Raw genomic sequence first — 14,213 nt, forward strand, 5'->3', positions numbered from 1 at the left:
GTTGTGCTCAATCCCCGGCTGAACCGCCGGGATCCGTGAGGGTGCTAACGGATGCTACCAGCGCCATTTTGCAAATGACACTGGAGAATCCTGTGAGAATGTCTAAGCATCAACCGACCGCAATCGTGGGAGAACAGTAATCTCCATCAAGCCTGCAAACTGAACAGCGCCATTTCCGGCGCTTCGCTGATCCAGCATTCGCTGACGGTCCACCCTGCACGGGCCGCCAGTTCAGTGAACGACTCGACGGTAAACTTGTGGGAGTTCTCGGTGTGCAGCCGTTCGCCGGCAGCGAAACGGAAGGTGTGGCCGGCGACGGTGACGCTCTGCTGTTTGCGGCTGACCAGGTGCATTTCCATGCAGGCTTGATCGGCGTTCCAGACAGCCAGGTGATCAAAGGCGGAAACGTCGAAGTCGGCGTGCAGCTCGCGATTGATGCGGGTCAGCAGGTTCTTGTTGAACTGCGCGGTCACCCCTTCGGCATCGTCGTACGCGGCCACCAGCGTCTGCTCATCCTTGACCAGGTCGACCCCTACAATGAAATGGGCATTTTCGCCCAGCACGTCGTGAGCGCTGTGGAGGAAATCCACGGCCTGCTCGTGGCTGAAGTTGCCGATGGTGGAACCCGGAAAGAAACCCACACGGGTGTGGCCGTTGGCCTCTTCAGGCAGCGTAAGCACCCGGGTGAAATCGTCCACTTGCGGCGCCACGATCAGTGAAGGGTAGCGCTGGCGCAATGACCGTGCGGCCTTGTTCAGCGCGGTTGCACTTATGTCGATCGGCACGTACACGGCGATGTGCGGCGCGGCATCGAGCACCAGGCGCGTCTTCTCACTGGCGCCGCTGCCGAATTCCACCAGCGCTGCGCCGTGTGGGATGGTCGCGGCGATCTGCCCGGCGATGCTTTTCAGCAGCCCGGTTTCAGCGCGGGTGGGGTAGTACTCAGGCGTTTCGCAGATGGCTTCGAACAGGTCGGAACCCGCTGCGTCGTAGAAATACTTGGGCGACAGGGTTTTCTCCGGGGCGCCGAGACCGGCCACGACGTCGCGGGCAAACTCGCTGTCGTTCGGGTCAACCACGCCGGGCTGACGGCTGTCACGGGCCAGGCGCAGGCCCGAAACCATCCAGCGCTTGTCGGCGTGGAAGAAGTTGCGATAGGTCAGTCGGCAGTGATCGGGCGACGTGATGCTGGCACCGCCGCGCAGGACCATCTGATTAACCATGAACTTGCCGTTGTACTCGCCGACGGCGCCCACCGACGGCTTGAAACCGGGGTAGGCGCTGTAGGCGCTTTGGGTCCACTGCCAGGCGACGTCGTCCACTTGCTCCAGCAGACCGGCGCGGGCAGCGGCTTCCCATTCGGCTTCGGTGGGCAGGCGCGCATCGGCCCACAGTGCAAATGCGGCGGCTTCGTAATAACTGATGTGGGTGACCGGCGCTGACGGGTCGATCGACTCAAGACCGCGCAGGCTCATGCGCTTCCAGCCGTTCTCGTCGTGCTGCCAGTACATCGGTGAATTCCAGCCGTGTTCCTGCACCAGCGTCCAGCCTTCGGACAGCCACAACGCAGCGGTGTGATAGCCGCCGTCGGCAATAAAGCTCAGCCATTCCCCATTGGTCACCAGCCGGTCGCTGATCTCGAAGGACTGCAGGTAGGTGGTGTGGCGTGGGCCTTCGTTGTCAAACGAAAAGCCGTCGCCGTCGTGGCCGATCTCGGTCAATCCGGCGCTCAGCGGCTTGAAATGACCGCGGCGTCCGGACAGGTCCTTCGGCCAGCGTGGGCTATAGGCCGGTTTCAGCGACGACAGGCTGAACAGATGGAGAATGTCCATCAGCAGCAGTTCCTGATGCTGCTCTTCGTGGGCGAGGCCGAGTTCGATCAGGCTGGTCATTTCGTCGCTCAGCGGCGTCATCAGCAGCGTGGTCATGTTTTCGTCGACGTGCCTGCGGTAAGCCAGGACCTGATCCACGCTCGGCCGGGTCATCAGGCCGCGTTGCGGACGCGGGTGGCGCGGGCCGACGGCTTCGTAATAGGAGTTGAACAGGTAGCCGAATGTCGGATCGAAGGGCTCGTAGGCCGACAGGTTCGGGATCAGCAGGAATGTCTCGAAGAACCACGTGGTGTGCGCCATGTGCCACTTGGCCGGGCTGGCGTCCGGCATCGACTGCACCACCATGTCCTCGGCGCTCAGCGGTTCGACCAGAAATTCGGTACGGTCGCGCACGCTCTGAAAGCGCTGGCACAGGGTGTGAGTGGAGGATGTTTCGCGAAGCTGGCGTAATTGGCGCGTCATCAGGTGCTCTCCGGCGTAGCCGATGCCCGGTGGACCCGGTGGACTGATTCCACGCAGCCAGGCGGTACGGCGATTCAGGGTTTGAGACTCGGGTCGGTCGGAATGTTCAACCGAAATATCCAAACGAAGGATGGCCCTTGTCCACGAGTACGTTGATGCCCTGGATTATCAGCGTTTTGCATGGATTTGACGGCAAGCTTCGAGTGTAGTCCCGCCGCGGGCTGATTTGCTCGGTTGGTGACCGATGGCCAACCCGCGCGCCGTCTGCGGTAACCTGCTGGCCAATCGCTGCAAGTGCGCTGCGCACGACGCGTGTTTCGTGGGCAAAACCTGAACCTGCGCGGCGACTCGCAGTCTGCACAACAGCACTTGCGTCACAGACGGCAGTGGCTTTTCAGGCTATGTGTCAGGTGACAAACGAATCACGCCAGATGAATGAACCGGTTTTTGGGGACGCACATGAATGATCTATCCAGTCTGCTGGAGGCGCTTGATGAGGCGCAGACCGGGCAGCAGGAAGTGGTGATCGCCACGGTGGTCAAGGTCGAGGGTTCGGCTTACCGACGCCCGGGTGCGCGGATGATCATCGCGCCGCTGGGCGAGTCGACCGGCACCGTCAGCGGCGGTTGCCTGGAAAGCGACGTCAGCAAAAAGGCCTGGTGGCTGACGGCCAATGGCAAGCCGTCCATGCGCACATACAGCACGGGCGAGGACGACGACGAGCTCGAAGACGCCGAGCTCAGCTTCGGGCTGGGTTGCAACGGCACGGTGCACATCCTCTTCGAACGGATAGATCCTCACGCGGCGAGTCTGGTGGTCGACGTGCTGCGTGAGGTCAAGGCCAGCGGCACTGGCGCTGCGCTGGCGACGGTGATCGGCACACAAAGCGAACGTCACACCGCGCTGGGTGAACGGGTGGCGATTCGTTCATCCGGGCGGGTGCAGATTGAAATGCGCGAACGCTGGCTGGCGACGGCGGTGGCCGAGGACCTGAAAACGGTGCTCGATGCCCGCCGCTCGGCCACCCGTACCTACGACAGCGCGGACGGCGCCGTTGAAGTGCTGCTGGAGTACATCGCAGCGCCGCGTCGGCTGGTGGTCTTCGGTGCCGGACATGACGCCATGCCGCTGGTCAGCATGGCGCGGTTGCAGGGCTGGCACATCACGGTGATCGATGCGCGCTCGCATTTCGCCCGGCCCCAACGTTTTCCGGATGCTGATCAGGTGCTTTCAGCGCCCCTGCAACCGATGCCCGAACTCCATGCGATGGTCGCCGATGCCGCCGTGGTGGTGATGACCCACAGCCTGAGCCAGGACCGCCACTGGCTGGGGCAGGTTCTGCAATCGACGCCACGCTACATTGGCCAGCTTGGACCACGCAGCCGTACCGAGCGCTTACTCGACGAGCTGCCGGATCAGGCCCGTGAAGCCGCTGCTCAGGCCAGCCTGCATTACCCGGTCGGCCTCGACTTGGGCGGCGATGCGCCGCACAGCGTGGCCTTGTCGATCCTGGCGGAGATCAACGCGGTGTTCAACCGCCGCAGCGGCGGGATGCTCAAGCATCGACAGGCAAGCATTCATGCGGTGGATGTGACGTTGGAGCAGGCGCGGGAACTGAGAATGATCAGCTAGTTTTAAAGGGGAACCATTCTTGCAGGAATGGCCTCCCTCGCTTCTCAGTGATCTCGGCACGGCATCCATCAGGTTCGCTCAATGAACGACAAGTACAAACCCCACGACTGGGCCCCCCACGAGCGACCAACGTTGCCGGGGTCGCCGTCGACGCCCTTGCACGCAACGCCAAAGCGCTGGGCCTACGCCATCGTCGGCGTGATCGTGGCCTTGACCGGCGGGCTGGGCAACGCGCTGGTGGTCGCCAACCTTCAATACCTGCAAGGCTCGCTGGGCGCCACCCAGGCCGAGATCGCCTGGCTGCCCGCTGCTTACGTCATGACCAACGTTTCGATGAACCTGCTGCTGGTGAAGTTTCGCCAGCAGTTTGGTCTGCGGGCTTTCACTGAAGTGTTCCTGGTCTTGTACGCGCTGGTCACCTTCGCCCACCTCTTCGTCAACGACATCGAGTCAGCCATCGCCGTTCGTGCTGCCCACGGCATGGTCGGCGCGGCACTGAGTTCGCTGGGCCTGTACTACATGATTCAGGCCTTCCCGCAGAAGTGGCGGATGAAAGCGCTGGTACTGGGCCTCGGCACGGCGCAGCTGGCGACACCGCTGGCGCGACTGGTCTCCGAAGACCTGTTGCAGATTGCCGAATGGCGTGGGCTTTACCTGTTCGAACTGGGCATGTGCCTGCTGTCCCTGGGCTGCGTGCTGATTCTCAAGTTGCCACCGGGCGACCGCTTCAAGGCTTTCGAAAAACTCGATTTTCTGACCTTCGCTTTGCTGGCATCAGGCTTCGCGGCACTGTGCGCGGCGTTGTCGCTGGGGCGAATCGAGTGGTGGCTTGAAGAACCGTGGATCGGCATCGCTCTCGCGTCGTCCATCGTGCTGATCCTTGCCGGACTGTGTATCGAGCACAATCGCACCCGACCGTTGTTGATCACCCGCTGGCTGGGCAGTGGCCGGATGATCCGCTTCGCCTTCGGCGTGCTGCTGACGCGGATCGTGCTGTCGGAGCAATCCACCGGCGCGGTAGGTTTTCTTCAGGGGATGAATCAGGGCACCGAGCAGCTGCACACGCTGTACCTGTTCATGCTGCTGGGCAGCGTCGCCGGCCTGGCGGTCAGCGCGCTGACGATCGATCCGCAGCACCTGTTCAAGCCATTGATCATTTCCCTGGCGCTGATGGCGATCGGTTCGAGCATGGACAGCTTTTCAACCAGCCTGACCCGCGGCCCGCAGATGTATTTCAGCCAGTTTTTGCTGGCGTTCGGTGGCACCTTCTTTCTTGGGCCGACCCTGGTACTGGGCATCAGCGGGGTGATCAGCAACCCGCGCAACATGGTCAGTTTTTCGGTGATGTTCGGGATCACTCAAAACGTCGGCAGCCTGATCGGCTCGGCGTTGCTGGGCACCTTTCAGGTCTGGCGCGAGAAATTCCATTCGGCGCATATCGTCGAGCACGTCACGCTGATTGATGCTCAGGTGCAGTCGCGCCTGCAAAGCGCGAGCGGGGCCTATATTTCCGCCATCGCCGATCCGGCGGCGCGCACCAGTCTGGGTATTCGCTCGCTGGCGACGGCCGCCACCCGCGAAGCCAATACCTTGGCCTATAACGATGTATTCATGCTGATTGCGGTCATCGCGGTGCTGACCATGATCTGGATCACCAGCCGCGCCACCTGGCTGTGGATCACCACCGAGCCGGTCGCGCCGTTTACGCCGGCGACCCCTGCGGCATCTCCCTTAACACCTTCTGGCGCTCAACCTTCATGACAGAACCCGGCAAACCTTCTGGCAACGCTACTGGCGATACGACGCCCGGCGCTTCAGGCAACCCTGCACCTTCCTCGGCGAGTGCTCCGGCGCCCGCGCCGGCGGTGATGCCGGCCACCACGCAACCGCGGTCGGCGCGTATACGCCTGGTGTCCTCCATTCTGTTCGGCGGCATCGCCTTGGCGGGTGTGCTGGTCGTGCTGTATGCGTGGCAGTTGCCGCCGTTCAGCAGCCCGATCGAAAGCACCGAGAACGCCCTGATTCGCGGGCAGACCACGATCATCGGCCCGCAACTGAGTGGCTACGTGTACGAAGTGCCGGTGCAGGATTTCCAGTGGGTCAAGCAGGGGGACCTGCTGGTGCGCATTGACGACCGGATCTACCAGCAGCACCTCGATCAGGGCATTGCGCAGTTGGGCGTCCAGAAGGCCGCACTGGCCAACAATCTGCAGCAACGGCGCAGCGCCGAAGCCACTATCGCCCAGCGGCAGGCTGCTATCGCGAATGCCCAGGCGCAGAGTGACAAGGCCGCTGCCGACCTTCGCCGCGGGCAGGCGCTGGTGACTGATGGCTCAGTGTCGAAAAGCGAATTCGATGTGACCCGTGCCGCAGATGCGCAAGCGAAGGCGGCGCTGGCCGAGGCCAAAGCGGCGCTGGAGATTTCCCGCCAGGACCTGCAGACGGTGATCGTCAATCGCGGCTCGCTGGAGGCCTCGGTGAAGAATGCCGAGGCGGCCATTGAGCTGGCGCGGATCGATCTGACCAACACGCGCATCACCGCACCTCGGGACGGTCAGCTGGGTCAGATCGGGGTGCGCCTGGGTGCGTACGTCAATTCCGGCGCACAGTTGATGGCGCTGGTGCCGCGCCCGCGCTGGATCATCGCCAACATGAAAGAAACCCAGATGGCCAACGTGCGTCTGGGTCAGCCGGTGAGTTTCACCATCGATGCCCTGGAAAATCTGAAGATGCGCGGCCGGGTGCAGCGCATTTCCCCCGCAGCGGGGTCCGAGTTCAGCCTGCTGCCTGCCGACAACGCTACCGGCAACTTCGTCAAGATCGCCCAGCGCATTCCGGTGCGCATCACCATCGACGACGACCAGCACGACGTCGACCGCCTGCGGCCGGGGATGTCGGTGGTGGTCAGCATCGACACCAGCCAGGACGGCGCCGTACCGCCGGACCCGGTGGATGGCAAGGTGGACTCGGTGAACGGTCGCTGAATCGGCCCGCCTGTATCGCCGTGTATCCCGTCCCGTGACAGATACGTGCCGATTCGTTGACTGATATCTCCCACACACCGGCGACACCTCTCGCACGTTGAATGGCGGCTCCGAGGCAACACGCCTCGGCCGTTCTCACATCCAACGTGCCCAGTGCCCGGAGCCCGCCATGAACTGGAAAAACTTCACCACAGCCTTCCTGTCCGCCACGCTCGTCAGCGATGTGGGTGACCGGCCATGTTTCTGATCGCGTTTCTGGGCGGCATCGTCACGGTGCTCAGCCCCTGCATCCTGCCGGTCATCCCCTTTCTGTTTGCCCGGGCCGATCGGTCGGCGTCGTCGGTGCTGATGACCCTGCTGGGGCTGACCCTGACGTTTGCGCTGGTCTCAAGCCTGGCCGTGGTCAGCAGCGACTGGGTGGTGGCGGCAAACGGTATCGGTCGCGACATCGCGCTGGTCATCCTGACACTGTTTGCCCTGTCGCTGCTTTCCGCCCGCGTGGGTCACTGGCTGATGCTGCCGCTGGTGGCGCTGGGCAATCGGCTCGACCCGGCTACGCGGCGCCTGTCCGGTCCTTGTGCGTCAGTGGCGATCGGTGTTGCGACCGGTTTGCTATGGGCGCCATGTGCCGGTCCGATTCTGGGGATCATTCTCACCGGCGCGATGCTGCAGGGGCCGAATGCGCAGACCAGCCTGTTGCTGCTGGCGTACGGGCTCGGCAGTGCGGTGTCGTTGGGGGTACTGATCTTCGCCGGACGCGGGTTGCTCGCGCGGCTGAAACTGTCGCTGCCGGTCACTGCCTGGCTGCGGCGTGGCGTTGGCTTCGCTGCATTGCTGGTGGCCGTGACCCTTGCCACCGGCTCGCAGAATCAGTTGCTCGCCGGCACCACGTCTGAAGGCGCAGCCGCGGTGGAAAAGGGCCTGCTCAGCGCCGTGCCCAAAGCCATCGACTACGTCGTCACCCGCGTCAACGCTGCCGCCGCACCGAATCTCGGCAGCCAGGGCGCGATGCCTTCACTCTCCGGCGCAACGGCATGGCTAAACGCGCCGCCGCTGGATGATGAATCCCTGCGCGGGAAGGTGGTGCTGGTCGATTTCTGGACCTTCGACTGCATCAACTGCCAGCACAGCGTTCCTCACGTCAATGAGTGGGCGAAGAAGTACGAGAAGGATGGCCTGGTGGTGATCGGCGTGCACACGCCTGAATACCCGTACGAACGGGACATCGACAATGTGCGCAAGAACGTCGCCAGGCTGAGCCTGAATTACCCGATCGCTGTCGACAATGACTACACCATCTGGCGCGCTTTCGACAATCAGTACTGGCCCGCGCATTACCTCATCGACGCCCGGGGGCAGATCCGTTACAGCCACTTTGGCGAAGGCGCCTACGACACCCAGGAGCATGTCATTCGCCAGCTCCTCGACGAGGCCCATGGAAAGGCTGAAGCGAGAGGCGCTGACGAATGAAAGGTCGCGCTTACACCATGCGTCTGACGGTGTTGTCCTTGCGCACAACGTGGTGCCAGATCGCCGCGATCACGTGCAGGCCGATGACGTAGTAGAAAATCGTACCCAGCAGGACGTGGTAATGCTCCAGTGTTTCGGCGGTGTCCTTGGAGAGGTCGAACGGCGCCGGAATACTCAGCGAGGTCAGGGGAATTGGCAAGGCGCCACGTTCCAGCAGCACTGTGAACAGACCCAGCAGGGGTTGCGCGAACAGGAAGGCGTACAGCGCGTAATGGGACAAGGTGGCGGCCAGACGCAACGCGCCTTCCAGAGGCGGAGTGATGCCGGGCGGCGTGTGGCGGTGGCGCTCGGCGATGCGGAAAAATGCCATGACCAATACGACGATACCGACCCAGAAATGCGTTTGCACCACGAAAGTCCGCGCGTCACTGCCGCGGGCCAGTTGGGTACGGCTCAGGATGAGCGCATAGGCGAGCACAATCAGGATCGCCATCACCCAGTGAAACCAGCGGGCTTTATAGCTGTAGCGTTCGGTAGCGGAAGGTTTGCTCACGGTCAGGTCTCTTGGTCTGTTTTTGTGATCTGGCGCGGCGCAATCACTGCCGCAGCGCTTTCATAACCCAATGGCGGGTGGTCGTCGAGGACAACGTGCGAGTCGACCTGCACCTGGAGCATCACCCGTTTACGCCTGAAACATGTCCGCAGCGTTATCGCCTCCACTACGAAACAGTTCCATCCCTCATAATTGGTATGACTAATTATTTCAGAGATCGCGGCTTCGAAAGTTAATGGGCTGACTTGCTTAATACTGATTTGCACTAATGCTGATACTTAAATTAAATGTCATTCGTTTGAGTAAATTCAAATAGCGGGAAAACGCTGAATAATCATTCATCTTAATATTAGTTATATGCATGTCGACTTCTTATTCTGAATTGGCATTAAAAAACTGTCTAAATCAGTTTGACAGGTCATCTGCATGGATCCATCTTAATGCCTCGACGGCTCAGATTCCTGACTATCAGCTTGAAAAAGCTGGCATTTTGCCCGTATGCAATGGGGCCCTCGATTTTTCCTGGGTTTAACGAAAAGGGAAGGGCATTTACATGGATGCTTCGGGCTTTGTTGATCTGTTAAAACGTCATAACTCCGATGCGCAAGTGTGGTTTGATTCGTCGCCGACTGTATATAAAGACTGCGCCAACAAGTTGGTGCGGGATTATCCGGACATGCGCGATGTTATTACCGGACTGTTGCCCGATGAACCGGGTAGTTCAGATGTCGGGGTCAGCGGGGCCACTACCAACCCTTCGCTGATTGGTCAGGCTGTCATGAGCAATGCAGCCCACTACCGTGATTTCCTTCACACCTTGCCGACGTCGATGTCGGTCGAACCCCGGCTGCGACAGCTCTACGACCAGGTAATCATCGACAGCGCCCAACCGTTGCTGCCGCTGTTCAAGCGTTCAAGACACCGATACGGCTGGCTGTCGGCACAAATCGAGGGCGGGCACTGGATGAATCAGGACGCGCTGGTGGCGCGGGGGCTGGAACTGGCGGCGCTGGCGCCGAACATCATGATCAAGGTCCCCGGCAGCGCCCAGGGCTATCGCGCCATAGAGCAGTTGGTGGCGCGGGGCTGCTCGATCAACAACACCTTGTGTTTTACCGTTTCCCAGCTGGAGTCCTGCCTCAAGGCCATCCACGCCGGGCGTCAGCGGGCACTCGCCAACGGCGTGAGCACGGAGCGGGCGCGTTATGTGGTCAGCTTCATGATTGGTCGGCTGGGTGCGGAAACGGAGTTCGAGCGGCAGGCGCGGGGCAGTCGTATCAACCTCAGCCGCACGGATAAACGCTGGGCCGAGCTTGCGGTGTATCAGGCGATGCAGGCGCTGATGCGACGGCGCGAGACCCCGGCGCAACTGTTGCTGTGCAGCATCAAGGTCGACACCGATGCACGCGGCCGCGAGCATTGCTGGCACCTGCAGCGCACCGGCGCCGACACCACGCTGTACACGCTGACGCCTCAGCTCATCGAGTTTATCGTGCGTCGCCAGCAGGCCGGGCGCAGCATCGTACCGGCTACCGAGTGGGTGCAGATTCCCGGCAAAGTCCTCGATCGTCTTCTGGCCATTCCCTATTTCAACCAGGCGTATTTTGAAGGCGGCCTGACCCAGGACGAATACGCTCGTCATCCGGCGTTCCTCACCGCAGGCAATGACGTGCGCCTGGGTATGCAACGCTTGCAAGGCTTTATCACCGACACCCTCGATCCGCCAGGTTTCGTGCGTCGGTCAGCGTTTCGGCAAGCGGCCCTGGAAGGCCGGGCATGAACCGTATGATTGCCCTGTGGGCCCATCCTCGGTCGCGTTCGACGGTGCTGGAAAGGGTGTTCATCGAGCGCGGTGACTTCGAGGTGTTCCACGAGCCTTTTTCGCACATGGCCTTCGATGAGCATTCGGCCATTCCCCATGGCGACCTCAACGGCGCAGTACCCCGTGACTACGAAGCGATCAAGGCCCTGTTGCGCAACGCCCGCCAGCGCTCGTCTGTCCTGCACAAGGACATGTGCTACCACTGTATCGCCCCGTTGAAGGCTGATGCCGAGTTTTTAATGGAGCAGCAGAACGTCTTCATCATCCGCGACCCGGCCCGGGCGATTCTTTCCCATTACGCGATCTTCCCGCAGATGCCGGTGCAGGCGATCGGTCACCAGGCGCTGTACGAAATATTCTGCGAAGTCAGGCGGCTGACCGGCAAAACCCCTTGGGTGATCAACGCCGAGGACCTTGCCAGCCGCCCGGAACATACCGTGCGCAGGCTGTGTGACCACCTGCAGCTGGACTTCATGCCCGATGCCTTGAACTGGAACGCGAAATGTCCCGAACAATGGAAGACTTGGCGCGGCTGGCACAAGGACGCGGAAAACAGCACCACCATCACAGCCGGCAGCGCCGACTTCGACGAGCGTCCTCTGCACGCTGATTCGCGCTTGCTGACCTACTACCAGCTTCATCGACCGTTTTATGAGCGCATGAATCAGTTCACCGAGCAGGGACAGCCATGAAAAAAATCGTCATCACCGGTGCCGCCAACGGCATCGGCAAGGCCACCGCCATTGCTTGTGTAGAGGCGGGTTATTACGTCATCGCCGCTGACAAGGATCGCCTGGGGCTGCAAGCCTTACAGGCCCGTTTGCCCACGCATCGGCTGGAAACGCATCTGGCGGACTTTTCTCAGCCGCAGGTCTATCAGTCATTCATCGGCGACCTCTATGACCGCCACCGACACAACGCACTTGAGGCGCTGGTGAACAATGCCGGGATCTATCACGGCAAGAGCGTCTATGACTACAGCGACGAGGAGATGGAGGAAATATGGGCGGTCAATCTGAAGTCGCTGGTTTACCTGTCGAAGGATTTCGCCCGGCGTGAGTCCGGCGCGACGCACTTGCGCAGCATCGTCAACGTTACGTCGGTTGCCGGTGAGGTCGGCAGTATGGACGCGTTGTACGGCGCGACGAAGGCTGGGGTGATTGGCCTGACCAAGGCTGGGGTGATTGGCCTGACCAAGGCCAATGCCTGGAATTTTGCCCCCCGGATCCGGGTGAACGCCGTGTCCCCGGGGCTGATTCGCGACACCTCGATTCATGACCGTATTCCGGAGCCGCGCCTTAAGGAGTACGAGCGGCAGGAAATCATCAAGGCGCCCATCCAGCCAGACGGCGTGGCCGACGTCATTCTGTTCCTGCTCTCGGAAAAGAGCCGTCACCTGACCGGAAAAGTCATCGCAGTGGATAACGGCGCCTACCCGCGCTAGCGATCAGGAACACCGCAGTCCCTCACGCATTTCAGGGAGAACACCATGCACCGCAAGAAACTGCTCATCGTTGGCGGCGGCAATTTGTGCCTGCAAATCCTGCAGGTCCTGGCCCCGCGCAATCAGTTCGAATTCCACGTCGCCAGCCGCGATCTCGAAAAGGCCACGCGGATGTGCAATCTGATCCGACTGGCCGCGCTTCAACAAAACGTCGCGATTCAGATTCACAGCCATGAGATGGACCTGCGCGAGTCGTGCATCAACCGCAATGCCGAGATGCTCCTGAAGATTCGTCCGGACATCATTATCAACTGTGCCTCGCTGCAATCCTGGCGAGTGATCACGCAATTGCCGGCCGAGCGTTTCGCTGCCCTCGATCAGGCGCAGCTCGGGCCCTGGCTACCGATGCACCTGGCGCCTGCCTACGCGCTGATGCGCGCCGTCAAACAGGCGTGCCCGAAAAGTCTGGTGGTCAACGCGGCGTTTCCGGACGCCGTCAACCCGATCCTCTACAAGGTCGGCATGGCGCCGGATGTCGGCATCGGCAACATCGCCAACCTGGTTCCGGCCACGCGCAGCGCCATCGCGCATCTGACCGACTGCCTGCCGACACAGGTTTGCGCCAAACTCATCGGCCATCACTATTTCAGTCACAGCGCGCCCCGCCATGGCCTGCCGCCGCAGCAGCTCGACGCGAGCTTCAACCTGACCTACTGGATTGATGGCGAAGAGCGCACCGACGGGCACACGGCGGAAGCTATTTTTGGCTCCGTCGCCCGTGAATTCAGTAGGCTCGGCGGCGTCGACGGGCAGTACCTCACCGCCATGTCTGCGGTGACCGTGCTGGAAAACCTGTACGCCGATCACGAGGTGCGGGTTCACGCCCCCGGTCCCCACGGGTTGCCCGGTGGCTATCCGGTCAAGGTCGGCATGGGCAAGGTGCTGCTCGACCTGCCCTACGGCGTGACGCGCGAAGAAGCCATCAAGGTCAATGAAGCAGGGCAGCGCCTGGACGGCATCAGCCTGATTCGCGCCGATGGCACGGCGGTGTTCGGCGAGGCGCAGATGCAGGTCATGCAGCGTGAACTGAATTTCGCCATGGCCGAGATGCGCGTTTGCGACTCTGCAGCGTGGGCGGAGGAACTGGGCAGTAAATACCGGGCGTACGCCGACGCGAGCCACCACACCAACAGCCATCACGCAGGAGTCGCCGCCCATGACGCCGGTTATCGCGCTTTCGCCTGCTGACCGATCAGGCAATGCCGATGAGGACTATGCGCGGCAGTACGCGGCGGATTTCGTCGAGCGCTGGGACGAACTCATCGACTGGGACAAACGTGCGGCTGGCGAGGGCTCTTTCTTATACGATCTGCTGCGCCCCGCCGGTGCCTGGCGGGTGCTGGATGCCGCCACCGGCAGCGGCTTCCATGCCGCCCAGCTGCACAAGGCCGGGTTTGACGTCACTGCCTGTGACGGCAGCCCGACCATGGTGGATCGCGCCCGCCGCAACTTCGCGCGGCTGGGGGTCGACGTTCCGCTCCATCGTTGCGACTGGCAAGCGCTGGACGCCCGCGTACTGGGCAAGTTCGACGCAGTGCTGTGCCTCGGCAGCTCGCTATGCCATTTGTTCGACCGCGAGGCGCGCATCGCCGTGTTGAAGCGGTTTCGGCAGATGCTCAAACCCGGTGGGCTGCTGTTGGTCGATCAGCGCAATTTCGAAGCCATCCTCGCCGGCCGCTTCAGGTCATCGGGGCGCTATTACTACTGCGGCGACACCGCCAGCGTCACCCTTGGCGAACTGGACGAGTCGGTGTGCGAGTTCGTCTATCGCTTTGCCGACGGGGCGCAATATCGGCTGCGCGTGTGCCCGATTCGCCCGCGCCAGTTGCAGGACGAACTGCGCGCGGCGGGGTTCCGCGCCCCCCATGCGTACGGCGATTTCAAACCAATCTACGACGTCATGAACGTGGACTTCATCATCCACCAGGCCCACGCCTGACGCCGACTCAAGGAG

At 61.8% G+C, this 14,213-nt stretch carries 11 protein-coding genes; 9 read left to right on the top strand and 2 right to left on the bottom strand.

What is annotated here, in order from left to right:
- Window positions 1-146: 146 nt before the first annotated feature.
- The gene (egtB, locus tag FX982_RS14460) at window positions 147-2,294 is read right to left on the bottom strand and encodes an ergothioneine biosynthesis protein EgtB (protein WP_172611351.1); all 2,148 of its coding nucleotides are present in this window, start codon (window positions 2,292-2,294) and stop codon (window positions 147-149) included.
- A gap of 459 nt (window positions 2,295-2,753) precedes the next feature.
- Between egtB and FX982_RS14465 the strand changes: the two genes are divergently transcribed.
- From FX982_RS14465 to FX982_RS14480, 4 genes are all read left to right on the top strand, one after another.
- A complete protein-coding gene (locus tag FX982_RS14465) occupies window positions 2,754-3,926 on the top strand; it encodes an XdhC family protein (protein WP_172611353.1) in 1,173 nt (390 codons plus the stop codon).
- Between the two features lie 81 nt (window positions 3,927-4,007).
- Window positions 4,008-5,687: an MFS transporter gene (locus tag FX982_RS14470; RefSeq protein WP_172611355.1), complete on the top strand. Its 1,680-nt coding sequence runs from the start codon at window positions 4,008-4,010 to the stop codon at window positions 5,685-5,687.
- A gap of 107 nt (window positions 5,688-5,794) precedes the next feature.
- Complete coding sequence (locus FX982_RS14475) at window positions 5,795-6,910, top strand: HlyD family secretion protein (RefSeq protein ID WP_254074926.1); 1,116 nt, start codon at window positions 5,795-5,797, stop codon at window positions 6,908-6,910.
- A 237-nt stretch (window positions 6,911-7,147) separates the two neighbouring features.
- Complete coding sequence (locus FX982_RS14480; protein WP_172611359.1) at window positions 7,148-8,380, top strand: cytochrome c biogenesis protein DipZ; 1,233 nt, start codon at window positions 7,148-7,150, stop codon at window positions 8,378-8,380.
- 10 nt (window positions 8,381-8,390) lie between these two features.
- On the opposite strand, the gene FX982_RS14485 is transcribed toward FX982_RS14480, so the two are convergent.
- Window positions 8,391-8,873 carry a cytochrome b gene (locus FX982_RS14485; protein ID WP_438826328.1) on the bottom strand — a complete coding sequence of 161 codons (483 nt, stop codon included), beginning with the start codon at window positions 8,871-8,873 and terminating at the stop codon, window positions 8,391-8,393.
- A gap of 736 nt (window positions 8,874-9,609) precedes the next feature.
- Between FX982_RS14485 and FX982_RS14490 the strand changes: the two genes are divergently transcribed.
- From FX982_RS14490 to FX982_RS14510, 5 genes are read left to right on the top strand one after another with little or no spacing between them, the layout of a single operon-like run.
- Window positions 9,610-10,713 carry a transaldolase family protein gene (locus FX982_RS14490; protein WP_172611362.1) on the top strand — a complete coding sequence of 368 codons (1,104 nt, stop codon included), beginning with the start codon at window positions 9,610-9,612 and terminating at the stop codon, window positions 10,711-10,713.
- Window positions 10,710-11,447 (top strand): sulfotransferase family protein, encoded by a 738-nt coding sequence (locus FX982_RS14495; protein WP_172611364.1) that lies wholly within the window; start codon window positions 10,710-10,712, stop codon window positions 11,445-11,447. The genes FX982_RS14490 and FX982_RS14495 overlap by 4 nt, the downstream gene beginning before the upstream one ends.
- Window positions 11,444-12,199, top strand: coding sequence for an SDR family NAD(P)-dependent oxidoreductase (locus FX982_RS14500; protein WP_172611365.1), 756 nt, complete (start codon window positions 11,444-11,446; stop codon window positions 12,197-12,199). The genes FX982_RS14495 and FX982_RS14500 overlap by 4 nt, the downstream gene beginning before the upstream one ends.
- Before the next feature lie 45 nt (window positions 12,200-12,244).
- The gene (locus FX982_RS14505) at window positions 12,245-13,447 is read left to right on the top strand and encodes a hypothetical protein (RefSeq protein ID WP_254074794.1); all 1,203 of its coding nucleotides are present in this window, start codon (window positions 12,245-12,247) and stop codon (window positions 13,445-13,447) included.
- The gene (locus FX982_RS14510; protein WP_172611367.1) at window positions 13,416-14,198 is read left to right on the top strand and encodes a class I SAM-dependent methyltransferase; all 783 of its coding nucleotides are present in this window, start codon (window positions 13,416-13,418) and stop codon (window positions 14,196-14,198) included. The genes FX982_RS14505 and FX982_RS14510 overlap by 32 nt, the downstream gene beginning before the upstream one ends.
- The last annotated feature ends 15 nt before the right edge of the window (window positions 14,199-14,213 follow it).

It is taken from the genome of Pseudomonas graminis, assembly GCF_013201545.1.
Taxonomy (GTDB): domain Bacteria; phylum Pseudomonadota; class Gammaproteobacteria; order Pseudomonadales; family Pseudomonadaceae; genus Aquipseudomonas.

What these genes read in the sequence shown, in the direction of transcription:
- egtB (WP_172611351.1), bottom strand. Translation starts at nt 2,294, where the DNA reads ATGACGCGCCAATTACGCCAGCTTCGCGAAACATCCTCCACTCACACC.
- FX982_RS14465 (WP_172611353.1), top strand. Translation starts at nt 2,754, where the DNA reads ATGAATGATCTATCCAGTCTGCTGGAGGCGCTTGATGAGGCGCAGACC.
- FX982_RS14470 (WP_172611355.1), top strand. Translation starts at nt 4,008, where the DNA reads ATGAACGACAAGTACAAACCCCACGACTGGGCCCCCCACGAGCGACCA.
- FX982_RS14475 (WP_254074926.1), top strand. Translation starts at nt 5,795, where the DNA reads ATGCCGGCCACCACGCAACCGCGGTCGGCGCGTATACGCCTGGTGTCC.
- FX982_RS14480 (WP_172611359.1), top strand. Translation starts at nt 7,148, where the DNA reads ATGTTTCTGATCGCGTTTCTGGGCGGCATCGTCACGGTGCTCAGCCCC.
- FX982_RS14485 (WP_438826328.1), bottom strand. Translation starts at nt 8,873, where the DNA reads ATGGCGATCCTGATTGTGCTCGCCTATGCGCTCATCCTGAGCCGTACC.
- FX982_RS14490 (WP_172611362.1), top strand. Translation starts at nt 9,610, where the DNA reads ATGCGCGATGTTATTACCGGACTGTTGCCCGATGAACCGGGTAGTTCA.
- FX982_RS14495 (WP_172611364.1), top strand. Translation starts at nt 10,710, where the DNA reads ATGAACCGTATGATTGCCCTGTGGGCCCATCCTCGGTCGCGTTCGACG.
- FX982_RS14500 (WP_172611365.1), top strand. Translation starts at nt 11,444, where the DNA reads ATGAAAAAAATCGTCATCACCGGTGCCGCCAACGGCATCGGCAAGGCC.
- FX982_RS14505 (WP_254074794.1), top strand. Translation starts at nt 12,245, where the DNA reads ATGCACCGCAAGAAACTGCTCATCGTTGGCGGCGGCAATTTGTGCCTG.
- FX982_RS14510 (WP_172611367.1), top strand. Translation starts at nt 13,416, where the DNA reads ATGACGCCGGTTATCGCGCTTTCGCCTGCTGACCGATCAGGCAATGCC.